Raw genomic sequence first — 26,245 nt, forward strand, 5'->3', positions numbered from 1 at the left:
TAACGTCCGAGCGTCCGGAGGCGGGTCCTCCGTTCTTTCGGACGTTAGGTGGGGGCCGGGGCTAGCGTCCGAACGACCGGAGACGGGCCCTCCGATCCTTCGGAGGTTGTGGGGGCGGTCAGTCTTTGAGGGCGCCGGCTAGGCCTTCTATGAAGTAGCGCTGGAAGAAGAGGAAGACGGCGACGATCGGGAGCATCGAGAGGGTTACGGCGGCGGCGAAGCCGGAGAGGTCGACGCTGTATTGCTGGGTGAAGGCTCGGAGGCCTACTGAGACGGTGCGGAGGTTGGGGTCGCCGAGGGTGAAGATGAGGGGGACGAAGTACTCCTGCCAGCTGGAGGTGAAGCCGAGGATCGCGGTGGTGGCGATGATCGGCTTGGCTAGCGGGAAGATCAGGCGGAAGGTGCGGAAGAAGCCGGCGCCGTCGATTGCGGCGGCGTCGAAGAGTTCCTGGGGGATCGCGCTGAAGTAGCCGCGGAAGAGCAGGGTGCTGAAGCCGACGCCGCCGGTGAGGGCTAGCAGGACTCCCCAGACGGTGTTGAGTAGGCCGATCGTCTGGATGAGTTCGAAGACCGGCAGCACACTCGTTGCCGTTGGCATGAACAGGAAGGCGAGGATCATCATCCCGATCAGGCGGCTGCCGGGGAACCTGTAGCGGGCGAGCGTGTAGCCCGCGAGGGCAGCTGAGATCACGGTGATGGCGGTGCTCGCCGTACTGTAGAAGACCGAGTTGAACAGGTAGCGGCTGAAGTTCGCCGTGGTCCAGGCTCGGCTGTAGTTCTCGGTTGTCCAGTGCTCGGGCCAGAGTTTGAAGCCTGCGGTGTACATCTCGTTGGAGGATTTGAACGACGAGAACACAGGCCACAGGAACGGGTAGAGATAGATGAAGGAGACGGCCAGCAGTACGGCGACCAGCAGGACCGAGCGTGGAGTCCATCGTTGGGTGCGCATGACTAGACCCCGTATTCCTTCCGTTTGAGCTGGGCCCGGCCGACGAGCTTGCCGACCAGCGCGTACACGATCAGCACGGTGATCCCGAAGACGAAGGCCGCGGCGCTCGATGTACCGAACTGTGGCCGGGCCTGGGCGAAGGCCATCTCGTAGACGTAGTAGTTGATGACGTACGTATCGGTGCCGGGGCCGCCGGAGGTCAGGATCTGGATCCAGTCGAAGATACCGAGCGACCAGATCAGGCCGAGGGACGCGATCACGATGCCCATCGGCCGGACCAGCGGCAGGGTGATGTGCCATAGCCGCTGGCGTGCTCCGGCGCCGTCGACCTCGGCGGCCTCCAGGAGGTTCTGCGGAACCAGTTGGAGGGCGGCCATCCAGAAGATCACGTACTGCCCCATGATCTGCCAGGTCGAGATGACCGCGATCGTGCTGAATGCGATCGGTCCGGATCGGAGGAAGTCGATCGGCTGGTCGACCAGATGCAGAGCGGTGAGCAACTGGTTGATGGCGCCGTCGGAGGGACTGAGCAGGTAGCCGAAGACCATCGCGACGATCGACGCCGGCATCAGCCAGGGCAGGAAGAACACGGTCCGGAAGAACGCCGGCCACCGCAGCCACGGGCGGGTCAACAGCAGCGCGATCAGGAAGGACAGCGGCAGCTTGATCAGCGTCTGCCCGATCGTGAACGCCCAGGTGTTGGCGTAGGCCTTGCCGAACAACGAGTCGGTGAGGACGGCCTTGTAGTTGTCCAGCCCGACACCAGGTGAGTCGCCGAGGGCGCCGATCCCGTCGAAGTCGTGCAGGCTGAACTGCACGGTCCGGACCAGCGGCCAGACCGTGAAGGCCAGGAACAGCACGATGAACGGGATCATCACGAGATAGATCCACCCGACGTCTGTACGGCGGTTCATTTCGTGAACTTGAACGGCGTCAGACCGTCCCAATCGGGCTCGGCGTAGCAGTCGGTCGAAACCTTCAGTCCGGACGCGGCTTCCTTGCTGAGCTGGGCTTCGAAGACCTTGTTCTGCTTGTCCTCGATGCTCTTGGCCAGCGCCGGCCAGTCACCGCCGCTCTGCAGGTACTTGTTCACCGTGCTGTAGACGAGGTTCTCCTGGATCCGGTCGACCTTGCTCATCGCCTCGGACTTGGCCAGGTCCGGGCACTTGAGCGCCGGAACCGGAGCGAGGACGTGCACCTTCGGATCGAGCGGCAGCAGCTCGCGGGCCAGGTTCTCCTTCGGCAGCCACTTGGCGGCGTCGGCCGGGTCGATCCAGGGGAGCAGGTCGAAGCCCTTGGCGGTGAAGTGTTCCGAGAACCAGCCCTTGGGCCGGGTCATCCACTCCAGGAACTGGGTCGCTTCCTTCGGGTGCTTGCTCTGCGAGCTGATGAACAGTTCGGGCAACGGCGGTCCCTGGGCGATCCGGCCGGCGTACCCGCCCGGTGCTGCCGTGGTCTTGGCCGGCGGCAGCGCGACCCCGAAGTTCTTGAACTTGAACGTCTGCGGGAAGACCGACGACATCCAGCCACCGTCGAAGTAGAACGCGGCCTTACCACCGACGACGGCCTGGCGGGCGGCGATCTTGTCGTACTGGCCGGGGAACACGTACTGCCGCTCGTACAAGGACCGGATGTACTGCAGCGCCTCGACAAACGCAGGGTCGGACGTCTCGGTGAACTTGCCGGTCTGCAGGGAGACCTTGCTCGGCCGGTAGCCCTTCTTGTTCACCCCGACGAACGTCGTGAGCAGCCGCTCGATCTCGTCCGGGCCCTGGGTCGACTGGGCGAGACAGCTCGCCCCGGCTTTCTCTTTGATTGTCTGGCAGGCGGCGGTGAACTCGGCCCAGGTCGCCGGGAGCTTGCCGGTCAGGCCGGCCTTGGCGATCACGTCCTTGTTGAAATACATGTAGCCGAAGCCGATCGTGCCGGTCGCGGGCGGCCGGGGCGTGGTGTAGATCTTGCCGCCCTGGCTGTAGATCGGCTCCATCAGGTTCGAGGTGTCGCGGAAGCGGGAGCGGAAGTCGGCCGGGAGCACGGAGTCGTCCAGCGGCGCGGCCCATTTGTTGCCGATGACATCGGCCAGCTCGAAGTACTCACCGGCGGCCGGCCAGGTGTAGGTGAAGATGTCGGGGGAGTTCTTGCTCCGGAAGCTCAGCGGCAGCGCCTGCTTGTAGTCGGCCTCGGCGAGTTCCTCCGGGACGACGTTGATGTTCGGGAACTCCTTGCGGAACTCGGCCGCGGCCTCCCGGTAGAACTCCAGCCGCTCCTGGCTGTAGCCCTGCCACTTGATGGTGACCACACCGTTGTCGCTGTCCGACTTGGCGCCGCTGCCACTACAAGCGGCGAGGCTTGCCATCGCGAGCCCAGCGGCCAAAGCCGCCCGCGCAATGCTGCTCAGGTTCATCAGTACTCCGTTCGCTGCAGGGATCGATCGGCGGCTGAGTCATAAACAGCCTGTACGGCGGCTACGACCGACAAGCCGTATTTGCCGGTAACGCTCGGGGGCTCGGTGCCCGTGAAATCGACGAGCTGGTCGCGGAAGGCGGACACGATCTCGTCGTGGCCGGTCCGGTCCCGGAGGTGGACGGACTTGCCGTCGCGGAACATCCACAGCCCGCCGGTGTGGGACAGGCGCAGGGCGCCGTGTTCGCAGACGACCTCGGTCTCGTCCTGCGGAGGCAGGCCGGTGCTGGTGATCGAGAACGTCAGCTGGATGTCGCCGGACAGTTCCATCACGCCGGAGGCTTCGGTCTCGACGGCGATCCCGGGCCGCCGCCAGATCCGCGCGTTCACCGCGACGACCTGTTCGCCGGTCAGCACCTGCGCCTTGTCGATGCTGTGGCCGCCGATGTTCATCATGATTCCGCCACCGGCGAGCTCGGGATCGAAGAACCAGGCCGGGCGGGATTCGGGGTCGTACCGGACCGCGCGCCGCTCGGTGATCAGCAACGGGCGGCCGAGTTCCCCGGAGCGCAGAATGGCGCTCGCCTGACGGACCGCCGGGACAAATCGCTGCAGATTACCAATAGCCAGTCGAACACCGGCATCGGCACAGACTTTGATCATTTTCCGGCAATCGGCCACGGTGGTCGCCATCGGCTTTTCCATCAGCACGTGCAGACCTGCGGCGGCCGCGTCCTCGGCCATCGGGATGTGCAGCGAGTGCGGGGAGGTGATGATGACGGCATCGAGGTTGCCGGCGGCAAACATGGCCCGGTGATCGCTGTACACACTGGCATTCAGCGGTCCGGCGAGCGCCTGCGCGGCATCCCGCCGTACGTCGCAGATCGCCGTGATCGCGACCCCGGGCAGACCCGCCGCGGCCTCCAGGTACACCGCGGCGACGCTGCCGGCGCCGACCAGTCCGACGCGAACTTCATTCCTTTTATGGAATGAATTCAGTCCATTCTCTGCCGTCATGCCCTGGAGTTTGCGGACGGCCGGGAGAACGTGTCAATGGAATGATTGCGTATTACTTGCTGACGCGCTCGACATTCATCCGATCGGTCTCGTCAACGCTCGGGGTCCCGGCGAACCAGGCATCCAGGATCTCCTCGAGGAGCGGCTCGGAGGTGAGCCGGAGACTCAGCGCGAGCACATTGGCGTCGTTCCACTGCCGTGCGCCGTCGGCGGTGTAGGCGTCGGTGCACAGCGCGGCCCGCACACCCGGAACCTTGTTCGCGGCGATCGATGCGCCGGTGCCGGTCCAACAGCAGACGATCGCCTGGTCCGCCGCGCCGTTGGCGACATCGCGCGCGGCGGCCTCGGAGCAGACCGCCCACTGTGGATCACTGCCGGGCATGAGCGCGCCGTACGCCGTCACCGCGTGCCCGCGTTTGGCCAGTTCGGCACCGAGTGCCTGCGCGACGGGCAAGTCCATATCCGACGAGATCGAGATCCGCATGCTGTGACCTTAGTTCGGGGAGGTTAGTTCCGGAACTTCGGTCAGGTCTTGAATTAAGTCGGGGAATCCGCTTTCCTGAGCGCACCTCTGCCGCCCCAACCGAGGAGTTCTCATGCCCGGAGCCGCCCCACTCCGTCCGCCGCCGCGCGCCTGGCGACGGCGTACCGTCGTGATTGCCGCGGCGCTGGCCGGTCTCGTCGCCGGTGGATTGACGCTGGTCGACCCGCCGTCCGCGACGGCTGCTATCTCGCCGACCGGCTGGAACACCGTGGCCGCCAAACACAGCGGCAAGTGTGTCGACACGCGGACCGCCGGTACGGCGAATGGCACCGTCGTCCAGCAGTACACCTGTAACGCCAGCACCGCCCAGCAGTGGCAGTTCCAGCCGACCAGTGGCGGGTATGTGCGGGTCAACGTGCGTACCGCGCCGGCCCAGGTGGTCGACGTCTCCAACGTGTCGACGGCGGACAACGCCCTCGTCCACCTGTGGGCGTATGGCGGTGGCAACAACCAGCAGTGGCTGCCGGTCGAGGAGGCGGATGGCGCCTACCACCTGGTGAACCGGCACAGCGGCAAGTGTCTCGACGTACCATCTGCCTCCACCGCGGACAGCGTCCAGCTGGTGCAGTTCACCTGCAACGGAAGCGCCGCCCAATCGTTCAGGATCACCTCCGTGGACACACCGCCGGACCCCGGTACGCCGGACCTCGGCCCGAACGTCTCCATCTTCGACCCGTCGATGCCGGCCAGCCAGATCCAGTCGCGGCTCGACCAGGTCTTCCAGCAGCAGGAGGAGAACCAGTACGGCGAGCAGCGGTACGCACTGCTGTTCAAGCCGGGCACCTACAACGTCAGCGCGAACGTCGGGTTCTTCACCCAGGTCGCCGGTCTCGGCCTCACCCCGGGCAGCGTGAACATCAACGGCGCTGTCCATGTCGAGGCCGACTGGTTCCCACCGCAGAACGCGACGCACAACTTCTGGCGCGGCGCCGAGGGCCTCACGGTTACCCCGCCGGGCGGGCTGGACCGCTGGGCGGTCAGCCAGGCGTCGGCGTACCGGCGGATGCACCTCAAGGGCAACCTGGCGCTGGACGACGGCGGTTGGTCGAGCGGCGGCTTCATGGCCGACACGATCGTCGACGGCCAGGTGCGGTCCGGCAGCCAGCAGCAGTGGCTGTCGCGCAACACTCGCTGGGGCAGCTGGACCGGTCAGAACTGGAACATGGTCTTCGTCGGCGCCGAGAACGCTCCCGCGGGCAGCTTCCCGAACCCGCCGTACACGAAGGTCGCGCAGACCCCGATCATCCGGGAGAAGCCGTACCTGTACGTCGACAGCGCCGGCGCGTACCAGGTGTTCGTCCCCGCACTGAAGTCGAACTCGGCGGGCCCCGGCTGGGCGAACGGTACGCCGGCCGGTCAGTCGCTACCGATCAGCCAGTTCTACATCGCGAAGCCCGGTGTCACCGCGGCCACGCTGAACGCCGAGCTGGCGGCCGGTAAGGATCTGCTGTTCACGCCCGGCGTCTACCGGCTGAGCGACACGCTGCGGGTCAACCGCGCGAACACGGTCGTCCTCGGTCTCGGCCTGGCGACGATCATGCCGACCAACGGTACGTCGGCCATGTCCGTCGCCGATGTGGACGGGGTGAAGATCGCCGGCCTGCTGATCGATGCGGCCCCGACCAACTCGCCGCTGCTGATGGAGCTCGGCGCGTCGAACTCGTCCGCCGATCACAGCGCGAACCCGACGTCGTTGCACGACATCTACTTCCGGATCGGCGGCTCCGCGGTCGGCAAGGCCACCGAATCGCTCCGGATCAACAGTGACGACGTGATCCTCGATCACGCCTGGCTCTGGCGCGGTGACCACTCGATCGGCGTCGGCTGGGGGACCAATACGGCTGACACGGGACTCGTGGTGAACGGTGACGACGTCACGGCGTACGGGCTGTTCGTCGAGCACTATCAGAAGTACCAGACGATCTGGAACGGCGAACGCGGCCGCACGTACTTCTACCAGAACGAGATGCCCTACGATCCGCCCAACCAGGCTGCCTGGATGAACGGATCCACCCGCGGTTATGCGGCGTACAAGGTCGCCGACGCGGTCACGACCCACGAGGCCTGGGGGCTGGGAAGCTACTGCTTCTTCAATGCGAACAATTCCGTCGTCGCCGAACGCGCTTTCGAAGTCCCCAACAAGCCGAACGTGAAGTTCCACAACATGGTCACGGTGTCGCTGGGCGGCGTCGGCACCATCGCCCACGTCATCAACAACACCGGTGGTCCGTCCAACTCATCAACCAACGTGGCCCAATGGGTCAACTATCCCTAGCTGAGCAGTGACCTCTGGGCCGCCGGCGATTGTTCACTCGATCTCGGCGGCCCAGTGGTTTGCCCAGCGCTGTAAGGGCTCTAGGGATTCGTAGAGCTCGCGGCCGAGTGACGTGAGCAGGTAGGCGCGGGTTTCGTTCTGGGTAACGATGCCGGTTTCTTTGAGTTCGGTGAGGCGGGTGTTGAGGACTGTGGGGGAGGCCTGGTCGCAGCGGGTGCGGAGGTCGCGGAACCCGACTGGACCGTCGCGGAGCTCCCAGAGGATGCGCAGCATCCAGCGGCGGCCGAGGAGGTCCAGGGCAGCCATGATCGGCCGGCCGGTGCTGGAATTCCGCACGGGACGGCCTGGTTTCGGAGGCGTAGAGTTGATGATACAGAAACTGTATCACTACGAGGAGTGCGCCGATGCGACCGATCGATCCGCCGTACGAACCGCGAGTGGCCGAACTGCTGGCCAAGCTGATGCCGCCGGACAGCGGTCTCGAACCGCTGGCGCTGTTCCGGCTGTTCGCTGTTCATCCCGAGCTCGCCGAGCGGATCCGGCCGTTCGCCTCCGGACTGCTGAACCACGGTCTCCTGTCGGCGCGGGACCGGGAGATCGTGATCGCGCGGACCACGGCTGCGTGTGATGCCGAGTACGAATGGGGCGTTCATGCCACGTTCTTCGCCGGCTCGTCCGGGCTCGGTCGCGACGAGTACGACGTACTGGCAATGGGGGATGCCTTACCGGAGCCGGATCGTGTTCTGGTGAACGCGGTCGACGAGCTGCTCGACGCGGCGACGCTGTCGGACTCGACCCGGTCGGCGTTGGCCACCCGCTACAGCGATGCGCAGGTGATCGAGTTGGTGCTGCTCACTGGCTGGTACCGGTCGATCGCGACCCTCATCAACGCGGCCCGCCTGCCGCTCGAGCCCTGGGCCGCGACCTTCCCGGTCCGGCGCTAGTTGGTGAAGAGGATGCGGTTCGGGGTGCCTAGGGTGTCCGTGCCGAGCCGTCCGGTGGTGGCGTTGTCGTTGAGTAGTTGCTGGATCGTGGCCGGGGAAGCGGTCGGGTTCTGTTCGAGGAGCTTGGCCGCGGCGCCGGCGGTGACGCCGACATGGCCGCCGTGGATGCCCCACGGATTCTCGTCGCTGCCGCCGCCGACCGCGGTCGTTCCGCTCGGTGCGGCGAGGTCGACGCAGCGGCCGCGGTTCTGGCCGGCGCCCAGCTGCTCCTTGGGATTGCCGGTGTTGGTGAGGTCCAGTTGGGTCGCGGTGATGGCACCGGGAACCCGGGCGGGGGAGTAGTTGCACGCGTCGGCGCCGAAGTCGGTTCCGTTGTTGCCTGCGCTGACGACCCACGTGACACCGCTCTGGATCGACTGAGCGACCGCGGCGTCGACCGCGGGGTCGGCGGCGATGGCAAAGGGCAGTACGGCGACTGCGGGTTTCACCGCGTTCTGAGTGACCCAGTTGATCCCGGCGAGCGCCCGGTCGGCGGTCGGCAGCACATTGCACCGGAAGGTCCGGACCGAGACGATCTGCGCTTGTTTTGCGACGCCGTACTTGGTGCCGGCCACCAGCCCGGCCACTCCGGTTCCGATCGGCCCGCACCCGGTGGTCCCGCCGACCAGATCGACCCCCTGCGTCGCTCGGCCACCGAAGTCGGTGTGCGTCGTGCTCACGCCTTCACTGAGTACGTAGACGCGGACGTTGGCCCCGGACGCAGTCCAGCTGTACGACTTGTCCAGCGGCCGATCGCGTTGATCGATCCGATCCAGCGCGCCACTCGGATTCAGTTGACTGCCCGCGGCGTACGCCGGGGACTGGGCGAGCAGGGTGACCGCGGCGAGCGCCGTACCGATCAGCAGGGTAGGGAATCTTGCCATCTCGTTGCCTCCTGGGCTTGGAAGGAAAGCCCCGAGCCTGGTTGCTGCCGACAGGCCCCGCAAACGTTTGAACACTGGTCAAATCCGGTGAACCGAAGGCCCGATTCGTCCGTATGCCGTGCCGTTTCGTGGTTACCCACGCGAAACGTGTGCCGTCGGTTTGGAAACGCGAGTTTGTTCCGGCGGCAACGACGGGGCAATCGGGCGGTCCTTCACTGGATGACATGCAGCTCAGGGACGGAAGGCACTTCGCCGTCGCGGTGGTCGGTGGTGGTCAGGCCGGTCTCGCCACGAGCTGGCACCTGGTGCGGGCCGGTGTGGACCATGTGGTGCTGGAGGCCGACCGGGTCGGCAGCGAGTGGCGGAGCCGGCGGTGGGACTCGTTCTGCCTGGTTACGCCGAACTGGCAGTGCAACCTGCCAGGCTTCCCGTACGGCGGCTCCGAGCCGGACGGCTTCATGGTGCGCGGCGACATCGTCGGATACCTGCAGGACTACGCCCGCTCGTACGACGTTCCGCTGGCTGAGGGCGTTCGGGTGACGCAACTGGATCCGGGGTTCCGGCTGACCACGAGCGCAGGCACGATCACGGCGGACCAGATCGTGGTGGCGACCGGTCCGTACCAGCAACCGTGGATCCCGGCACTGGCCGAGCGACTCCCCGTTCACCAGCTGCACTCTTCGCAGTACAAGAACGCTGCCCAGCTACCCGACGGTGACGTGGTCGTGGTCGGCACCGGACAATCGGGCTGCCAGATCGCGGAAGACCTGCACCTGGCCGGCCGCCAGGTTCACCTCGTCACCGGTACGGCGCCGCGCGTGGCGCGGGTCTATCGCGGCCTGGACGTGGTCGCGTGGCTGGACCGGATGGGGTACTACCGGCGCGGGATCGACGAGTTCGACGATGCCGACGCGATCCGGTTCCGGGTGAACCACTACGTGACCGGGCGGGACGGCGGCCGCAACATCGATCTGCGGAAGTTCGCTCTGGAAGGAATGCGGCTGTATGGGCGGCTCGTCGACGCGGATCCGGCGACGCTGCGGTTCGCCGATGATCTGCGGACGAACCTGGACCACGCGGACGCGGTGTCGGAGGGGATCAAGGATTCGATCGACGCGTTCATCCTTGCCCAGGGCATCGATGCTCCGGACGAGCCGCGGTACCGGCCGGTCTGGGAACCGTCGGACGTGCCGGAATCCCTTGACCTGCAAGGGATCGGAGCGATCGTCTGGAGTACCGGATTCCGCCGGGAGGACAGCTGGATCCGGCTGCCGGTCTTCGACGGCCGTGGATACCCGACGCATCATCGCGGCGTGACCAGCGTGCCCGGTGTGTACTTCATCGGGCTGCCCTGGCAGCACACCTGGGGTTCGGGCCGGTTCGGCGGAGTCGGGGACGATGCGCAGTACGTCGTGGAGCGGATCGCGGAGATGCAGTTCCACTGGCTCGCCGGACAACCCCGCCGGACGGTGGCCTGATGCGCGTCGCCGACGCTCACCGGCACCTCGGAGTTCTGCCCGCCTATCCCTTCTACGGCGGCCCGCCGGTCAACCCGGACGTGACCGCCCGCGCGACCATCGACGAGCTGATCGCCGACCTCGATGCCGAAGGCACCGAACGGGCGCTGGTGATCCCGAACTACGGCGTACCGGATGTGGCGGTCTCCTTCGGGTTCAACGAACTGGTGGTCGAGGCCGCGGCCCGGGACGACCGGATCCGCGCCGGACTCTGGGTCTCTCCGCGACCGCAGGACGCCGAGCTGACGGCCAAGGCACTCACGCTCGCCACCGAGCCCGGCGTCCGGGCGCTCAAGTTGAGCTTCCTGCTGGGCGGTCATCCGACCGGCACGGATGTTCGCCCGGCCCTGGACGAGATCTTCACAGTTGCCCGGGACAACGATCTCGTCGTTCATGTGCACACGTCGCCGGGCGCGGCCTCCGACATCGACCACGTCGGTCACCTGGTCGACCAGTACGCCGACGACGTCCGGCTGCATCTCGTTCACTTCGGTGGCGGGATGAGCGGGCACATCAAGCTGATCGGCGGCCGGTTCTTCGACTGGATCGGAGCCGGCAAACAGCTCTACACCGATCTGTCCTGGGCGATCGGCTTCGCCCCGGGCTGGCTGGCCGCGGAGATCGAGCGGCGCGGGATCGGTCACGACCGGGTGCTGTTCGCCAGCGATCAGCCCTGGGGTGACCACGCGGGCGAACTGGCCCGGATGCACGCCGCGATGGGAGATGGGGAGCTCGGCGAACTGGTCTTCCACCGCACCTTCGAACACCTATATCACTGAGAATCAAGGGAGAACATCATGACCGCCGAACTGACCGAACTCGAGACCAAGAGCCTCGGCGAGATCCCGCACCCCTCGCTGCCGCAGGGATCCAGCATCTACGGGGGCACCAAGGTGTTCCCCGACTACCAGGCCGAAGAGGGCGAAACCTATTTCACCCTCGTGCACGGCATCGCCCACGAGTCCTCGGTGAGCTTCGTGGCGATCCTGCAGGCGACCCGCGCGCAGCGGAAGGGTTTCGAGTCGGCGATCTACTTCTACGGTCCTGGTTCGCTGAACTGCCTGGCCACCCGGGGTTTCCCGACCACCGGCAACTCCGCGTTCCCCGGTGAGCACAACATCAACGACTCGCTGAAGACGTTCATCGCCGAGGGCGGCAAGGTCTACTGCTGCCGGTTCGGGTTGTCGCTGCACGGCGCGCGCGAGGAGGACCTGATCGAGGGCGTCATCCCGACGCACCCGCTGGACGTCCAGGACGCGCTGATCCACTACGCCCGCAAGGGTTCCATCATCAACTCGACGTACATGTTCTGAGGGAGTCCTCCGATGAGCGTTGGTACTGAAGAAGCCCTGGCGGCCCGGGCGGAGATGGCGGTGCTGGGCGTTCAGGTGGACGCCCCGGTCCGCCGCAGCAAGGGCGCCGGCCCGAGCGACGACGGGCACCTGGTCGTCGACGGTGCCAACGCCACCCTGCCGATCGTTGCTGACAGCCCCTATCAGGTCCGGGACGGTGCGGTCTTCCGCAACGGGCTGAATCTGGGGCTGTCGGTCGAGCCGGTCCGCCGGCCGCGGTTCTACGACCTGACCACGGCCGACGGCATCCCGTACCAGCAGATCGCGTTGCTGCACGGCAAGGACGTGCTCGCGACCACCGTCGTACAGACGTGCATCCGGTACGGCGAAGAGACGCGCTGCCGGTTCTGTTCGATCGAGGAGTCGTTGCGGGCGGGGTCGACGATCGCCGCGAAGACCCCGGCGCAACTGGCCGAGGTGGCCGAGGCCGCGGTCCGGCTCGACGGCGTCACGCAGATGGTGATGACGACCGGTACGACGACCGGCCCGGACCGTGGTGCGCGGAACCTCGTGCGCTGTGTCCGGGCAGTCCTGGCCGCGGTACCCGGCCTGCCGATCCAGGTGCAGATCGAACCGCCGGGTGATTTGCAGGTGCTGTCGGAGCTGCGGGCAGCCGGGGCGACCTCGATCGGGATCCACATCGAGTCACTGGACGACGCCGTACGGCGGAGGTGGATGCCGGGGAAGTCGTCGGTCAGCGTGGCCGAGTACGAGGCGGCTTGGGACGAGGCCGTTCGGGTCTTCGGGCGGAATCGGGTGTCGACGTACCTGCTGATCGGGATGGGTGAGGATCCGGACGAGCTGGTGGCCGGAGCAGCGCGGTTGATCGAGCGCGGGGTCTACCCGTTCGTGGTGCCGCTGCGGCCGATGCTGGGCACGCTGGCACGAGCAGACGGGGTCGTGCCACCGTCGGCTGAGGTGGTTCGTGAGGTGACGGCTCGGGTCGCCGACCTGCTCGCGGCGGCGGAGATGCGGGGTGCTGATCAGGGCGCCGGATGCGCAGCCTGTGGTGCGTGCAGTCTGCTGTCGGCGGCCGGCGGATGATCGCGCCGCTGGTGCAGACCACCGGGGTTCGGCATGCTGCCGATGTCTCCGCGCTGCTGGGTGAACCGCCGCCGGCGTTTCTGATCGGGCCGGCGGACGCGGCTGAACGCCGTACCTATCTGCAGATGCGGCACGAGGCTTTCGTGGTTCAGCAGGGGTTGTTCGAGCGCAGCGATCTGGACGAGCGCGATGAGGATCCGCGGACGGTGGTGCTGGTGGCTCGGACCGCGGCCGGCGAGGTGATCGGTGGGGTTCGGCTGGGACCGGTGCCGGACGGGCCGGATATCGGTTGGTGGCAAGGCGGACGGCTGGTCACGGTGGGTCGGCTCAACGGCGTGGGGGCGGCGCTGGTGCGGGCCGCTTGTGCGTACGCCGAGACCGCTGGGGTGCTGCGATTCGAGGCGACGGTGCAGACGTCGACGTACCGGTTCTTCCAGCGGCTCGGGTGGGACACGGTGAAGCGGGTGGAGGTTGCGGGGGAGCCGCATGTGCTGATGCGGTGGCCGATTGCGCGGATCGCGCAATTGGTTGCCGCGAGCAAGAGTTCGCTGGGACCGTTGCTGGGTTCCGTTGGCCCGGCCGGATTTGTCGGGGACGACGGGGCGCCGGTGCCGGACAGCGATCTGGTGGCGGCGTGTGACGCGATTCTGCCGGCGATGGTGGAGCGGGATCCCGAGTGGGCCGGGTGGTGTTCGGTGCTGGTGAACGTGAACGACCTGGCCGCGATGGGCGCCGTACCGGTGGGGTTGCTGGATGCCCTCGGGGCTCGCGACGCGGCCTTCGCGGCGCGGGTGCTCAGCGGGTTGCGGCGTGCTGCTGAGGCTTATGGCGTGCCGTTGCTGGGCGGGCACACGCAACTGGGAGTGCCCGCGGCGCTGAGCGTCACCGCGCTCGGACGGACGGCGACGCCCGTACCGGGTGGTGGTGGTCAGCCTGGACAGGACGTGAGGCTGACGGCGGATTTGGGTGGCTCGTGGCGGACCGGGTACGCCGGGAGGCAGTGGGACTCGACGAGTCGTCGGCGGCCGGATGAGCTGCGGGCGATGGTCGGTTCGGTCGGGAAGGCGCAACCCGCGGCGGCGAAGGACGTGTCGATGGCGGGTGTCGTTGGCACGCTGGGCATGCTGGCCGAGGCCAGTGGCTGTGCGGCGGTGCTGGACGTGGCCGCCGTACCGAAGCCTGCCGAAGCGTCGATGGGGGACTGGCTGACATGCTTCCCCGGTTTTGCGATCGTGACGGCTGGGCCGGCCGAGCTCGAGGCTGGTCCCGCGGTCAGTCGGGTGTGTGGTTCGTTGACCAGTGGACAAGGCGTCGTACTGCGTTGGCCCGATGGTGAGGTCACGCCGGCAGTGAGTGCCGGTGTGACCGGAATGGGAGCGGCGTGATGCTGCGCATGGCGGCCGTGGCCGCGAACTTCGACCGCGATCTCGAGGCGGACTTCGAGAGGGTAGCCGCGTTGATTGCCGACGCCCGGCAGGCCGGCGTACAGCTGCTTGCTTTGCCGGAAGGTGCGTTGGGCGGATACCTGCTCAGTCTCGACGGTACGGCGGAGCCGCCGCCGGCGTTCGACGTCGACGGGCCCGAGATCCAGCGGCTCGCTGCGTTGGCCGGTGACATGGTCGTCGTCGCCGGGTATGCCGAGGGGGTCGACGGGCTGATCTACAACAGCGCGGTGTGCGTGACCGGAGACGGCGTCCTCGGGCGGCATCGGAAGGTGCATCAGCCGTTGCGGGAGGACGAGCACTATGCGGCCGGCTCTTCTTTCGCTGCGTTCGATACGCCGGTCGGGCGGCTCGGGATGATGATCTGCTACGACAAGGCGTTTCCGGAGGCTGCGCGGGCGCTGGCCCTCGATGGTGCCCAGATCATCGTGTGCGTCTCGGCCTGGCCGGGGGCGCGGACGAACCCGGATCCGGATCTGTCCAAGGACCGCTGGAAGCGGCGGTTCGATCTGTTCGACCGGGCGCGCGCGTTGGAGAACCAGGTGGTCTGGCTGTCGGCCAACCAGTCGGGGACCTTCGGATCGCTGCGGTTCGTGGCCAGTGCGAAGGTGGTGGATCCGGGTGGTGAAGTGCTCGCCGATACTGGTGTCGCCGCGGGGATGGCGATCGCCGAACTGGACGTTGCCGAGGCCCTACAACTCGCCCGGCGGTCGATGGGACACCTGCGGGACCGGCGGCCGGAGACCTACGGCGTGGCGGTCTGAGTCCCGTGAAGGTTGGCGCGGTGGCGGCTGGTTTCACTCGGGACCTTGAGTTCGATCTGTCCCGGGTGGAGGCCTTGATCCGGCATGCCCGGCGCGAGTCGGTCGAGTTGCTGGTGCTGCCGGATGCGGCGCTCGGGGGATACCTGGCCGATCTGAGCAACCCGGCGCTGGACGATCTGCCTCCGGCGCTGGCGCTGGACGACCCGCTGATCGCGAAGGTGATCGCGATGGCGGGGGAGATGGTGGTCTGCTTCGGGTTCTGCGAGGCGGATGCCGGGTTGCGGTACAACACTGCGTTGTGTGTGACGGGCGACGGTGTGCTGGGCAAGCATCGCAAGGTGCATCAGCCGCCGGGGGAGCGTGCGGTCTATGCGGCCGGCTCCTCGTTCGGTGCTTTCGATACGCCGGTCGGTCGGCTGGGGATGATGATCGACTACGACAAGACGTTCCCGGAGGCGGCCCGGACCCTGGCGGTCGACGGTGCCGACGTGGTCGCCTGCCTGTGCGCGTGGCCGACGAGCATCACGAACCGCGCGCCGCGGATGAACGAGGACCGGCAATCGCGGTTGTTCGACCTGTACGACCGGTCGCGGGCCGCCGAGAACCAGGTGGTGCTGGTCTCGTCGAACCTGACCGGCTCGATCGGCGGGATGCGGTTCCTCGGCCAGTCGAAGATCGTCGGTCCGGGCGGCGACATCATCGCGCGGACCTGGTCGAAGGCGGGAATCGCGATCGCGGAGGTCGACGTACGGGCCGAGATCGAGACTGCGCGGCGGGTTCTTCATCATCTGGATGAGCGGCGGCCGGAGGTTTACTGATGCGGATCGCATTGCTCAGCTACTCGACCAAACCGCGGGGCGGTGTCGTGCACACGCTGGCCCTGGCGGAGGCGCTCGCTTCGGTGGGGCAGGACGTGACCGTGTGGTCGCTGGGGCGTGGCGGCGACACCGCGTTCTTCCGGCCGGTTGACCCGCGGGTGCGGTTGTCCGTCGTACCGTTTCCTGAGGTGGCGGAGGAGTCGGTGGGCGCGCGGATTCTGCGGTCGATCGCCGTACTGCGGGAGGCTTTTGACGGTTCTGCGTACGACGTCGTGCATGCGCAGGACTGCATCAGCGCGAACGCGGCCGGGCGGTGTGTGCGGACCGTTCACCACCTCGACAACTTCAGCACGCCCGAACTCGCTGCCTGCCACGAACGGGCCATCGTCGAGCCCGTTGCCCACGTCTGCGTCTCGGCCGCCGTCGCCACCGAGCTGGCCGACGGTTGGGGGATCAAGGCAACTGTCATCCCCAACGGCGTGAACGCCGCCCGCTTCGCCGCTGCGGCATCGGATGCTCCGGATGCGGTCGCTCGCCGCGCGGACTGGCGCTCCCGCCTCGGTCGCTACATCCTCACCGTCGGCGGCATCGAACCGCGCAAAGGCTCGCTCGATCTCCTGCAGGCTTATGCGTTGCTGGCGGACCCGTCGGTGCGCCTCGTCATCGCGGGCGGCGAAACCCTGTTCGACTACCGTTCCTACCGAGCCACCTGGGACGCCACCGCGCGCTCCCTGGGCGTCTCGCCGGTCGTCCTCGGCCCGGTCGACGACGACCTCCTCCCCGCCCTGGTCGCCGCCGCCGATGTCTTCGCCTTCCCGTCGATCAAAGAAGGCTTCGGCCTGGCACCCCTCGAAGCCCTCGCCGCCGGCGTCCCCCTCGTCGTCTCCGACCTCCCCGTCTTCCGCGAAATCTTCGGCCCAACCGCCACCTACGCAGCCACCCCACCAGCCCTGGCCCAAGCCCTCCAATCCGCCCTGACCCCGGACCGCGCTCCCACCCCGCCGATCTCCGACGACGCGCTCACCACCTCAGCCGCCGACCGCCGTACCGCGGGCCGAGCCCTCGCCGCCACCTACACCTGGCCGGCCGCCGCCCAGGCCCACCTCGCCTTCTACAAAACCCTGACCCGCTAACCCAGCCGCCGCCTCCCGGCGCCGCGCACATGTCCAGGCCCACCAGTTCCTGTTCACTGTTGGTGGGGAACACCGCCGCTGCTCGCCGCCCCGCCGCACGCTCGTGGGTGGGCCCCTAGGCCGGTTAGTTAGGGCTGTCCGCACAAGCTGGTACGACGTTGAGCACGGGTCAACCATGCTCGCGGCCGCACGATGGTTGATGCGTGCTCAAGGCGGGGTGGTCGGCGCGACCTTGAGCACGGTTCAACCGTTTCGGCGGGGTAGCAGATGGTTGATGGGTGCTCAAAGTGACTCCTGGCCCGCGTTGCCTGGGGTTGCCGGGCTCTGGCTGGGGAAGCCGAGGTCCCGTCGCCTGACCAGTGACCGGGGCAATGATGCGGGGTTGACCTTGACACTGTGACAAGGTCTTCACTGGAGGCCGGAGGTGATCACCGTGAGTGCGGTGGAGAGGTTCGTCGAGGTGTTGGGTGCCGGGGATTCGTCGGCGCGGTTGCGGGCGGCTATGACGGTTGGGTCGGAGCCGGGGCTGGTGGAGGCGTTGCTGGTGCGGTGCGCGGTGGAGCCGGACTTCTTCGTGCGGGACATGCTGACCTGGGCATTGATGCGGCAGCCGGTGGAGTTGACGGTGCCGAAGGTCCTGGCCGAGCTGCAGTCGGGGAACGCGCAGGCGCGTAGTCAGGCGTTGCACACGCTGTCGAAGCTGGGTGTGCCGAGCACGTGGACGGCGATCACGCCGGAGCTGCTGCGGGATCCGGACGACGAGGTAGCGCGGACGGCTTGGCGGGCGGCCGTCGTACTGGCGCCGTTCGAGGAGCGGGAGGCGTTGGCCGCTGAGTTGGCCACGCAGCTCGGGCGTGGCGATCGGATGGTGCAGCTGAGTCTGAGCCGGGCGCTCGTTGCGCTCGACGACCTCATCGAGCCGTACCTGCAGCCGGCACTGACTCACGCCGAACCTGCTGTTCGTCAGCACGCCCGGGCGACGCTGATGTTGCTGCGGGACCCGGATGCGGCGTTTGCGGCGGATGTCGAAGCGGCGAAGCGGATGGATGCGCTCGGCCCGGAGAAGGCGGCCCAGGCGGAAGCTCACAAGGAGGCACAGGCCGCGTGCTGATCGGTGAAGTGGCGCGCCGCTCGGGGGTGAGTAGCCGGATGCTCCGGCACTACGACTCCCTCGGGCTGGTGCGCCCCACCGGGCGTACCGTCGGCAACTATCGCGAGTACTCCGCCGACGACATCCGCCGGATCTTCCACGTCGAGAGCCTGCGTTCACTCGGCCTGTCCTTGCGCGAGATCGGCCAGGCGCTGGAAGACCCGACCTTCGCCCCGGCGGCCCTGGTCAGCGACCTGATCCAGCGCACCGAGGACCGCCTGCACCGCGAGCAGGAGCTGCTCGAACGCCTCCGCACGGTCGACGCGTCCGCACCGTCCGGCTGGGAAGACGTACTGCGCATCATCGAGCTCCTGCACTCCCTCGACTCACCCAACGCCGCCCGCCGCCAGCAGGCGGTGCTGGCTCCGCGCGACGACGTACCGGTCCCGACCGAGGTCCTCGCCAAGGCGATCCTGACTGAGTCGAATCCGAACGTCGCCGGCGCCCTCCGCTGGGCCCTCGCCCGCGCGGAGGGTGGTGTGGCGAGTCTCGCGCCCGGGCTGCAGTCAGAAGACGTCGAGGTACGGCGTCGCGCGGTGCAGGCGCTGGTCGAACTGCCCGGCGCGGATGCAACCGCCGTACTGGAAGGCGCACTGGACGATGACGACCCGATCGTCCGCAAGCACGTAGCCCTTGCCTTAGGCAACCGAGGTGTCGTGGCAGCGATCCCAGCACTGGTTGGCCTGATCGTCGAGGGAATCAACGACGTGGAGGCCGCCGAGATCCTCGGCACTCTCGCCCAGGACCCCAGCGTGATCACCTCCCTGACCGACGCGTTGGCGGTCTCCGAGTCGGCTGCGCGGATCCGCCTCACCCAAGCGCTGGCCGAGTTACCTGCCCCGCTCGCCGACGACGTTCTTCGTCAACTGACCAACGACTCCGACCGCGTTGTCGCCATGCTCGCCAACGCACTCCTGAAAGGCTGACGATGGCTCCCCGACTCGTCCTGCTCTGCGGTACGGCGTTCTCCGGCAAGAGCACGGTCGCCCGAACCGTGGCGCCCCGGCTGGCCGCCACCGTCGTCAGCCTCGACGAGATCAACGCCCGCCGCGGCCTGTGGGGCGGCGACGGGATCCCGGTCGAGGAGTGGATCCGCACCAACACCGAAGCTCATGCCGAGACCCGCGCCCTGCTCACCGCCGGTACGTCGGTAGTCGTCGACGACACCAGCTCCCCGCGCTTCCTCCGCGACGGGTGGCGCGCACTGGCGGCTGATGTGGAGGCCCAGTTCACACTGCTCTACCTGGACATCGACCACGCCACGATCCTGGCCCGCCGAGCCGCCAACCAGACCAGCGGCAAGCGCCAGGACGTCACCGACGAAGTCCTCACCCAACACCTAGCCGACTTCGACCCGCCCGGCCCCGACGAGAACCCGGTCCGCCTCAGCTCAATTGACCTGGAGTCCTGGTCGGCGCAGTGACCACCTGGTTGCGCCCGGCCTCTTTCGCCGCATAGGTAGCGGTATCGGCCGCCATCAGCAGTACGTCGAGACTGTGGCCGGCCGCCGGGTACGTCGCCGCACCGATCGAGCAGGTCAGTCCGTCGACCAGTGTGGTCCCGGTCGGCGCGGTCACGCTGATGACGAGGTTGGCAATGCGATGCCGGATGCGCTCTGCCGTGCGCAACGTGTCGTCTGCGTTGGTGTTCGGGAGCAGGATCGCGAACTCCTCACCACCGAGCCGCCCGACCAGGTCATCGGTCCGGATCTCGTGCTTCAGCTCAGCCGCGATCGTCTTTAGCACCTGGTCGCCTGCCAGATGGCCATGAGTGTCGTTGACGGTCTTGAAGTGGTCGAGATCCAGATACAGAACCCCAAGCGAGGCATTGGCATTCTGCGCACGCTCGAGTTCCTTGGCGGCGATCTCGTGCCAGAACATCGTGTTCGCAAGACCGGTGTTGGAGTCGGTGCGCGCCGCAAACTGGAATTGCCCGACAAGTAGCGCGCGATGTAGTCCGAGAACCGTGATCAGCAAAGCCACCGTCAGCCAGGGCTGATAGACCAGTAGAACAGCACTCGTCGTGCCGAGGCCGAGAGCGCCGGCGACGATGAACTGATCCGAAAGCTGTCCCAATGCTTTGCGGGCGTTGGCCTCGGGGTTGCTCAGCAGCACCGCGCCGACAACGAGGGAATAGTTGATGAGCCAGTAAGCAAGTGCTGCGGCGGTTACAGCGACGAGGCCGATCGCACCGCCTGCGTAGCTGAGTTGATTGCCGGGGTTGATGGTGCGCAGACACATGACGGCTACTGCTGAGCCGAGGACCACCGTGGCGGCAGAAAACGCAGCGCGGTGAGGCGCGGTTCGCCGCAGCCGTGCCCAGGAGTGGAGATAGCTCAAGGTGATGACTGCGATCGCCAGCAGGGGTGGCAGGATCAAGATGCCGGCGAAGATCCACATCGACTTCAGATTCACGTAGGTGGAGCCTTCGGCCGCGACCAGCCGGAGCCGCTCGATCTCGCGGCCGGCCTCGATATGGATCGCCGACCCGACCATCAGGACAGCAAACCGAACCCAGTCGCCCGGGGCCATCTCAACGTCGCCGAAGGCAACGCCGATCACCACGAGTGCTAGCACATCGACGGCCAGAACGTACCCCAGAACTGCAGTAGGAGCCGTCCACAGTGACCATCGGGAAGGAACCCAGGCAGCCGCAGCAGAATCGTTGTCACGACGGCGTCTGCGCCGCAGCCTCCAATGGCGGATACTCAGCATTAACGTTTCCCCCAGCCCCACTCGTCCTCACCTTCAGAGTAAACGCGGCATCACCCAATGTCACTGCGTTGGCCCTGATCGTGGTGCCGAGCCCGAGCCCCCGGGAGGGAGGTGCGTCGCGATGCGGACCAACGATTGGCCGTGATCCTCAGATGGCGGCTCGCCGGTACCCTCGGGCGGCACCGGCGGCGTAGACCACGCCGAGTACCCCAGCGACGGCCACGACCATGGCCGGTTTCCAATGATCCGCCGCCGCCCCGGCGACCAGGATCCCCATCCCCTGAGCAACCACCAGCGCAGTGCGGGCCAGGCCGATCACCTGTCCCCGCTGCGCATCAGGAATCTCCTGCACGAAGGTCGCTTGCGCGAGCGGCATGAAGCAGGCACACATTCCCGAGACCATCCACAGCACGACCGTCACCCACAACCCCGGCTGGAAGACGCATCCGATCAGTACGGCGCAGGTGCCGATCGCGAGCGGGCCCATCATCGCCATCCGGCGCGCCGGGGCGATTCGTGATGCCGCGAGGATGCCGACGACCTGGCCGGCCGGGTTCGCGGCGAACAGGATGCCGGCGGCGATCGGGCCGCCTCCGACAGAGACGGCGTACGGCGTGGCCAGTCCTTCGACGGTGATGTAGAAGCCGGGCACGCAGATGAGGGCCAGCAGGTAGCGCAGTCTGCGGTTGTTCCAGACCAGTCGGGCGCCTGCGACCAGGGAGCCCCACCAGCTCGGTCGGGCGGTCGGGTCGTCGCCCATCGGGACAGGACGTTCCCGCACGCCGAAGCGCAGTAATACGGCCGAGACCGCAAAAGACAGCGCGTTGAGGGCCAGCGCCTGGCTGGAGCCGAGCAGCGCGACGATGGTGCCACCGGCCACGAAGCCGGCCAGCTGAGCGGCTTGAACGGTGACCGTGGACAGACCGACGGCCGCCCGGTAGGTGTCCCCGGTCATCAGCGTCGCGAGGAACGCCGTACGGGCTGACTGGAAGGGAGCCGCGAGCAACTGCACCGCGACGAGCAGCACGCACAGGATCCACAGCGGTGTGCCGGGGATCGCCATCATGGCGACCAGCACCGCGCGAGCGGCATCGCAGCTCACCATGATCTGGCGGCGAGGGAAGCGGTCGGCCAGCCCGCCGAGCAGCGGCCCGCTGACGACGTCCGGCAACATTGTCAGTGCATAGGTCAACGCGGACAGGCCCGCGGAGCCGGTGCGGTCGAACACCAACACCGCGAGCGCGACCCGAGCCAACTGGTCCCCGATGACCGAGCCGACCAGTGCCAGCCACGACCACCTGAACTCGGCATCCGCGAAGACCTCCGCGTACGTCGCAGAGCGTTCAGGCTGGCCGGGGCGGGACATGAATCACAACGTACTGACTATGGCCGCGCCCCGGCGCGTCGTACCGGTGAGCCGTTACCGCTTCGAAGCCATCGCCTGGTCGATGGCGTCCTGCGGTACGTCGCCGTGCAGGGCTCGGTAGAACGGGTGGCCAGGGGTCAGGTCGGCGCGCTGGACCGTCGTACCGGTGAGGGCCGAGGCGTAGAGCGCGGTCACGAACTCCATCGTCGGCCGCGTGCTCGCCAGCGTGGTGTCGTGGGTGCGGCCGGCCAGCAGGTCGTCGACCAGCCGCCCGAGTTGAGCCGCGTGGTTGCTCGGTACGTCGTCCCCGGCCGATGCCGCCCACGGGTCGGTGTCTGCAGCAACGAGGTCGGTACGGCGGACGCCCGGATCGAGCCCGAGCGTCGCAGCGCGCGCCGCGTCCGGGACGGGCGTGAACTTCCAGTCCGTGTCGGAGTAGCCGTACAAATGATTGACCTCGAGCGAACCGCCGGTCGTGTCGATGCGGATCCGGCTCAGCTCGTGGGGTGACAGCAGGCTGTTGATCACGGTTGCCACTGCACCGCTCTCGAAGATGACCGAGGCCATCGACACGTCCTCGAACTCGACCGGCCGATCCAGCCGGAGGGCAGTCGCGGTCATCGACTTCCAGGGACCGAGCAGATGCAGCAACAGGTCGATCTGGTGGATGCCGTGGCCGAGGGTCGGCCCGCCACCCTCGCCGACCCAGGTCCCACGCCACTCCGGATCGAAGTAGCTGACTGGGCGGAACCACAGGGTCTCGCAGACGGCGACCTGCGGCTTCCCCAGCGAGCCGTCGGCCAGCAGCGACGCGGCCCGCCGGCCACCCGATCCGTGCCGATGCTGGAAGACGACGTACACCGAGCCGGCACTGGCCGCTTCGGCCGCGGCCACTGCATCCATCTCGGCCAGATTCAGGACCGGCGGCTTCTCCAGCAGGACGGACTTGCCGGCGGCCAGGACCTCGATGGCGATCTCGGCATGACTGCCTGGGGGAGTGGTGACCGAGACGAGGTCCGGATCAGTTGCCGCCAGCAACTCGGTGACACTGGCGAACGGCTTACCGCCGTACTTGTGGGCGTGCTCCTCCGCCTTGTCAGGAACGATATCCGCCACACCGACGAGCGATGCCGGGGCAGCGGCGTACGACCGGATGTGGCTGCGGCTGATGTTGCCGCAGCCAACGATCGCGACCTTGAGAACCGTCATTCGGCGGCTCCGCGGACGACCGCCTGCTGCTGCGCGGTCAGCGCCAGCCGCATGGTCTCGAGCGTGTGCTCCTGCGGCGCCGCCGTACTGGTCCGATCCCGTACGTCGTTCAGCAGGTCGGCGTAGTACGTCAACTGCACGTCCGAGCAGTCGATGTACTCCATGCCCTCGTGGTTGACCAGGAAGACGTGGTCGGTGCCCGGCCGGCCGGCGATGTCGACGTACTTGCGCAGCTCGATGTAGCCCTCGGTGCCGAGGATCATCAGCCGGCCGTCACCCCAGGTCGGCAGCCCGTCCGGCGTGTACCAGTCGACGCGGATGTAGCCCTGCGCGTTGTCACTGCGGATCAGCAGGTCACCGAAGTCCTGCAGACCGGGCTTGCCCGGGTTGGCGAAGTTGCCGACCGAGCTGGCCACGACCTCGGCGGTCCGGGAGCCCGTGTAGAAGAGGAACTGGTCGATCTGGTGGGACGCGATGTCGACCAGGATGCCGCCGTACCGGTTCTTGTCGTAGAACCAGTCCGGCCGCCCGGCGCCACCACCGAGGTGACCGCGGTCGCCGATCCGGTGCGGCCCGAGCCCGATGGTCTGCACCACCGTGCCGATCCGGCCCTCGCGGACGAGCTCACCGGCCTTGATCGCCGACCGCACCTCGAGCCGCTCGGAGAACGTCACCGACCAGAACCGCCCGCTCTCGGCGACCGCCTTCTCGATCTCCTCCAGCTGCGCGAAGCTGACGCAGCCCGGCTTGTCGGCGACCACGTCCTTCCCTGCGCGCAACGCGGCGACCGCGATCGGTCCGCGCCGGTCCGGTACGGCGGCCGTCACGATCACGTCGATGTCGTCCCGCTCGATCAGCTCGGCCGGGAAGTCGGCGACCGGCACGTCGGGGTACCGCTCCCGGACCTGTACGGCGATCGCTGCCGCCGGATCGTCGGTCGCCATCGCGACGAACTCGGCGCCGGCGGCGATCAGACCGGCGATCTGGCCGTGGATATGGGCGTGATCAAGACCGACGGCCGCGAACCTGACGGTGTTGGTGGTCAAAACAGTTCCTTTCAACAGGTGTATCAGCGTGAGGACTGCAAGGCCTGGGCGAACTCTTCGGCGATCTTGTCGCCGCCACCACTCTTCCATTTCTTGACCGCATCGCCCCAGGCGGAGACCGGTTTGCGGCCCTGGATGATGTCGTTGGTGACCTGGGTCATGTCGGTGTTGAGCTGCGGACCCTTGCGGACGTTGGTCTCGGAGTACATCCCGGCGACCGGGTCGGCCAGGGCGGTCGGGCAGAGGGCCTTCATCGCGTTGTACTCGGCCTCGGCGTCCCCCGCCTTCTCGGGCAGGAAGACCGTCCACGGAGCGTCCGCTGTGTACATCAGACCGAGCTGGACTTCGCTGAAGCCCTTCTTGGTCAGCACCGGGTTGCCGTCGACGACGTTGTGATGCAGGCCGGGCAGCCCGTATTTGCGGAACAGGTACTCCTGGGTGCCGAAGGGCGCGGCGAGGAAGTTCATGTACGCCAGCAGGGTCTCGACCCGCGCCTCGGACTTCTTGCTGATCGCGGCGAAACCGATCGCGGGTGCACCGAGCCAGATCTTGCCCGGCCCGGAGCCGTCGTGTTTCGGCGGCCCGACGATCCCGATCCGGGCCTCCTTGTCGACCGCGGTCTGCAGGTAGCTCGGCCAGGCGCTGAAGGTGTCCTGGACCAGCGCACTCGATCCGTTCCCGAATCGGACCTTGAGATCCTGGTTCTGGCCGGAGAAGGCATCCGGGTGGATGTACCCCGAACTCCACAGCTTCCGCAGGACCTCGAAGACCTCCTCCTGCGCCTCGTGCTCGTTGCTGCTGACCAGCGTCTTGCCGTTCTCGCTCCAGTTGTTCGGTACGTCGAACATGTTCCGCACGAATTGGGTCGGAGATGCCGCCAGCGCGAACCGGTTGCGCGGTTTGTCGGTCAATGCCTTGCACAACTCGAAGAAGTCGTCGACATTCTTGACCTCACCCTGCAGGCCCTGTTTCTGCAGGATATCCGCGCGCGTGTAGAGCACATTCGAACTGATCGCCCCGCGCGGAATGGGTACGCCGAAAATCTTGCCGGAGAAGATACAGACATTCCAGGCGGTCTCCGGCAGGTTCGCCAGGTACGGGTATTTCTTGATGTTGTCGCCGGACAGATGCGATGTCAGGTCGACGGCCTTCGCCTCCAGCATCTGCGGCACCTGGGGGACTGCGCCGACCAGGAAGATATCGCTGAGCCGGTCGCCCGCGACCACGGTGGCGAACTTCTGGGCGTAGTCGACCGACGGTGTCAGGTTCACCGTGACCGGCGACCCGACCCGGCTGTTCAGCTCCTGCCAGAACCGGTTCTGCTCGAGCTTCGGCGGGATCGGCGTGTTCGTGTAGGTCAGCACGTCGATCGGCTTGCCGTCGCCCGGAGGTGTCGTGATCGCCTGGACGGGATTGGCCGGATAGCGGGTGAACGCGTTCGGGATGTTGTACTCGGCGCCCGGCAGATCGGGTTTGACGCCGGTGTACGGCTGGTACGCCGGGCGGACGCCGGCCGTGTCGCCGCCGGCGCCGGTCTGGCCGCCGCGACCGTCGTTGGAACAGCCGGCGAGGCCGATGGCCGCGGCGCCGGCGAGCAGGGTTCGGCGGCTGAGCCGCGCATCGTGGTTGGTCATA

Annotated in this window: 25 protein-coding genes; 13 read left to right on the top strand and 12 right to left on the bottom strand. The window is 67.3% G+C overall.

The window, feature by feature from the left end:
- Positions 1 to 118: 118 nt before the first annotated feature.
- From E1261_RS10800 to E1261_RS10820, 5 genes are read right to left on the bottom strand one after another with little or no spacing between them, the layout of a single operon-like run.
- Positions 119 to 949 (bottom strand): carbohydrate ABC transporter permease, encoded by an 831-nt coding sequence (locus E1261_RS10800; RefSeq protein ID WP_132405399.1) that lies wholly within the window; start codon positions 947 to 949, stop codon positions 119 to 121.
- Between the two features lie 2 nt (positions 950 to 951).
- Positions 952 to 1,863 carry a carbohydrate ABC transporter permease gene (locus E1261_RS10805; RefSeq protein WP_132405401.1) on the bottom strand — a complete coding sequence of 304 codons (912 nt, stop codon included), beginning with the start codon at positions 1,861 to 1,863 and terminating at the stop codon, positions 952 to 954.
- Positions 1,860 to 3,353: an ABC transporter substrate-binding protein gene (locus E1261_RS10810; RefSeq protein ID WP_132405403.1), complete on the bottom strand. Its 1,494-nt coding sequence runs from the start codon at positions 3,351 to 3,353 to the stop codon at positions 1,860 to 1,862. Before E1261_RS10810 ends, E1261_RS10805 begins: the two co-directional genes overlap by 4 nt.
- Positions 3,353 to 4,369: a Gfo/Idh/MocA family protein gene (locus tag E1261_RS10815; RefSeq protein WP_132405405.1), complete on the bottom strand. Its 1,017-nt coding sequence runs from the start codon at positions 4,367 to 4,369 to the stop codon at positions 3,353 to 3,355. Before E1261_RS10815 ends, E1261_RS10810 begins: the two co-directional genes overlap by 1 nt.
- Before the next feature lie 52 nt (positions 4,370 to 4,421).
- Positions 4,422 to 4,853, bottom strand: a complete 432-nt coding sequence (locus E1261_RS10820; protein WP_132405407.1) for an RpiB/LacA/LacB family sugar-phosphate isomerase — start codon at positions 4,851 to 4,853, stop codon at positions 4,422 to 4,424.
- Between the two features lie 112 nt (positions 4,854 to 4,965).
- Here E1261_RS10820 and E1261_RS10825 point away from each other — a divergent pair, with 112 nt between their 5' ends.
- Positions 4,966 to 7,188 carry an RICIN domain-containing protein gene (locus tag E1261_RS10825; protein ID WP_132405409.1) on the top strand — a complete coding sequence of 741 codons (2,223 nt, stop codon included), beginning with the start codon at positions 4,966 to 4,968 and terminating at the stop codon, positions 7,186 to 7,188.
- Between the two features lie 33 nt (positions 7,189 to 7,221).
- Here the strand turns inward: E1261_RS10825 and E1261_RS10830 are convergent, their stop codons facing one another.
- The gene (locus E1261_RS10830; RefSeq protein WP_238176132.1) at positions 7,222 to 7,524 is read right to left on the bottom strand and encodes a winged helix-turn-helix transcriptional regulator; all 303 of its coding nucleotides are present in this window, start codon (positions 7,522 to 7,524) and stop codon (positions 7,222 to 7,224) included.
- A gap of 68 nt (positions 7,525 to 7,592) precedes the next feature.
- Here E1261_RS10830 and E1261_RS10835 point away from each other — a divergent pair, with 68 nt between their 5' ends.
- Complete coding sequence (locus tag E1261_RS10835; RefSeq protein WP_238176133.1) at positions 7,593 to 8,132, top strand: carboxymuconolactone decarboxylase family protein; 540 nt, start codon at positions 7,593 to 7,595, stop codon at positions 8,130 to 8,132.
- Here E1261_RS10835 and E1261_RS10840 read toward each other — a convergent pair.
- Positions 8,129 to 9,055, bottom strand: a complete 927-nt coding sequence (locus E1261_RS10840) for a S8 family serine peptidase (protein ID WP_132405411.1) — start codon at positions 9,053 to 9,055, stop codon at positions 8,129 to 8,131. The two genes, E1261_RS10835 and E1261_RS10840, sit on opposite strands and share 4 nt — an antisense overlap.
- A gap of 224 nt (positions 9,056 to 9,279) precedes the next feature.
- On the opposite strand from E1261_RS10840, the gene E1261_RS10845 reads away from it, so the two are divergent.
- The 11 genes from E1261_RS10845 to E1261_RS10895 all read left to right on the top strand — a co-directional run bounded on the left by E1261_RS10845 (position 9,280) and on the right by E1261_RS10895 (position 19,698).
- Entirely contained in the window at positions 9,280 to 10,533 is a 1,254-nt protein-coding gene (locus E1261_RS10845; protein ID WP_132405413.1) for an MSMEG_0569 family flavin-dependent oxidoreductase, read from the top strand.
- Complete coding sequence (locus E1261_RS10850; RefSeq protein WP_132405415.1) at positions 10,533 to 11,351, top strand: amidohydrolase family protein; 819 nt, start codon at positions 10,533 to 10,535, stop codon at positions 11,349 to 11,351. Before E1261_RS10845 ends, E1261_RS10850 begins: the two co-directional genes overlap by 1 nt.
- Positions 11,352 to 11,369: 18 nt before the next feature.
- Positions 11,370 to 11,885 carry an MSMEG_0572/Sll0783 family nitrogen starvation response protein gene (locus tag E1261_RS10855; protein ID WP_132405417.1) on the top strand — a complete coding sequence of 172 codons (516 nt, stop codon included), beginning with the start codon at positions 11,370 to 11,372 and terminating at the stop codon, positions 11,883 to 11,885.
- A gap of 12 nt (positions 11,886 to 11,897) precedes the next feature.
- Complete coding sequence (locus E1261_RS10860) at positions 11,898 to 12,968, top strand: MSMEG_0568 family radical SAM protein (protein ID WP_132405419.1); 1,071 nt, start codon at positions 11,898 to 11,900, stop codon at positions 12,966 to 12,968.
- On the top strand, positions 12,938 to 14,353 hold the full coding sequence (locus tag E1261_RS10865; RefSeq protein WP_238176134.1) for an MSMEG_0567/sll0787 family protein: 1,416 nt from the start codon (positions 12,938 to 12,940) through the stop codon (positions 14,351 to 14,353). Before E1261_RS10860 ends, E1261_RS10865 begins: the two co-directional genes overlap by 31 nt.
- Positions 14,353 to 15,174: a carbon-nitrogen hydrolase family protein gene (locus tag E1261_RS10870; protein WP_202874619.1), complete on the top strand. Its 822-nt coding sequence runs from the start codon at positions 14,353 to 14,355 to the stop codon at positions 15,172 to 15,174. The genes E1261_RS10865 and E1261_RS10870 overlap by 1 nt, the downstream gene beginning before the upstream one ends.
- A 20-nt stretch (positions 15,175 to 15,194) precedes the next feature.
- Complete coding sequence (locus E1261_RS10875; protein WP_238176135.1) at positions 15,195 to 15,992, top strand: carbon-nitrogen hydrolase family protein; 798 nt, start codon at positions 15,195 to 15,197, stop codon at positions 15,990 to 15,992.
- Entirely contained in the window at positions 15,992 to 17,125 is a 1,134-nt protein-coding gene (locus E1261_RS10880; protein WP_132405423.1) for an MSMEG_0565 family glycosyltransferase, read from the top strand. The genes E1261_RS10875 and E1261_RS10880 overlap by 1 nt, the downstream gene beginning before the upstream one ends.
- Positions 17,126 to 17,558: 433 nt before the next feature.
- On the top strand, positions 17,559 to 18,236 hold the full coding sequence (locus E1261_RS10885) for a HEAT repeat domain-containing protein (protein WP_238176136.1): 678 nt from the start codon (positions 17,559 to 17,561) through the stop codon (positions 18,234 to 18,236).
- Positions 18,230 to 19,201: a HEAT repeat domain-containing protein gene (locus tag E1261_RS10890; protein ID WP_132405427.1), complete on the top strand. Its 972-nt coding sequence runs from the start codon at positions 18,230 to 18,232 to the stop codon at positions 19,199 to 19,201. The genes E1261_RS10885 and E1261_RS10890 overlap by 7 nt, the downstream gene beginning before the upstream one ends.
- Positions 19,202 to 19,203: 2 nt before the next feature.
- Positions 19,204 to 19,698, top strand: coding sequence for a P-loop nucleotide/nucleoside kinase family protein (locus E1261_RS10895; RefSeq protein WP_132405429.1), 495 nt, complete (start codon positions 19,204 to 19,206; stop codon positions 19,696 to 19,698).
- On the opposite strand, the gene E1261_RS10900 is transcribed toward E1261_RS10895, so the two are convergent.
- From E1261_RS10900 to E1261_RS10920, 5 genes are all read right to left on the bottom strand, one after another.
- Positions 19,661 to 20,770 carry a GGDEF domain-containing protein gene (locus E1261_RS10900; RefSeq protein WP_420813995.1) on the bottom strand — a complete coding sequence of 370 codons (1,110 nt, stop codon included), beginning with the start codon at positions 20,768 to 20,770 and terminating at the stop codon, positions 19,661 to 19,663. The genes E1261_RS10895 and E1261_RS10900 overlap by 38 nt on opposite strands.
- A gap of 367 nt (positions 20,771 to 21,137) precedes the next feature.
- Positions 21,138 to 22,355, bottom strand: coding sequence for an MFS transporter (locus tag E1261_RS10905; RefSeq protein WP_132405433.1), 1,218 nt, complete (start codon positions 22,353 to 22,355; stop codon positions 21,138 to 21,140).
- Between the two features lie 54 nt (positions 22,356 to 22,409).
- A complete protein-coding gene (locus tag E1261_RS10910; RefSeq protein WP_132405435.1) occupies positions 22,410 to 23,564 on the bottom strand; it encodes a Gfo/Idh/MocA family protein in 1,155 nt (384 codons plus the stop codon).
- A complete protein-coding gene (locus tag E1261_RS10915) occupies positions 23,561 to 24,610 on the bottom strand; it encodes a Gfo/Idh/MocA family protein (protein WP_238176137.1) in 1,050 nt (349 codons plus the stop codon). Before E1261_RS10915 ends, E1261_RS10910 begins: the two co-directional genes overlap by 4 nt.
- A gap of 23 nt (positions 24,611 to 24,633) precedes the next feature.
- Complete coding sequence (locus tag E1261_RS10920) at positions 24,634 to 26,244, bottom strand: extracellular solute-binding protein (protein WP_132405439.1); 1,611 nt, start codon at positions 26,242 to 26,244, stop codon at positions 24,634 to 24,636.
- Between the last annotated feature and the right edge of the window lies 1 nt (position 26,245).

It is taken from the genome of Kribbella albertanoniae (assembly GCF_004348455.1).
Taxonomy (GTDB): domain Bacteria; phylum Actinomycetota; class Actinomycetes; order Propionibacteriales; family Kribbellaceae; genus Kribbella; species Kribbella albertanoniae.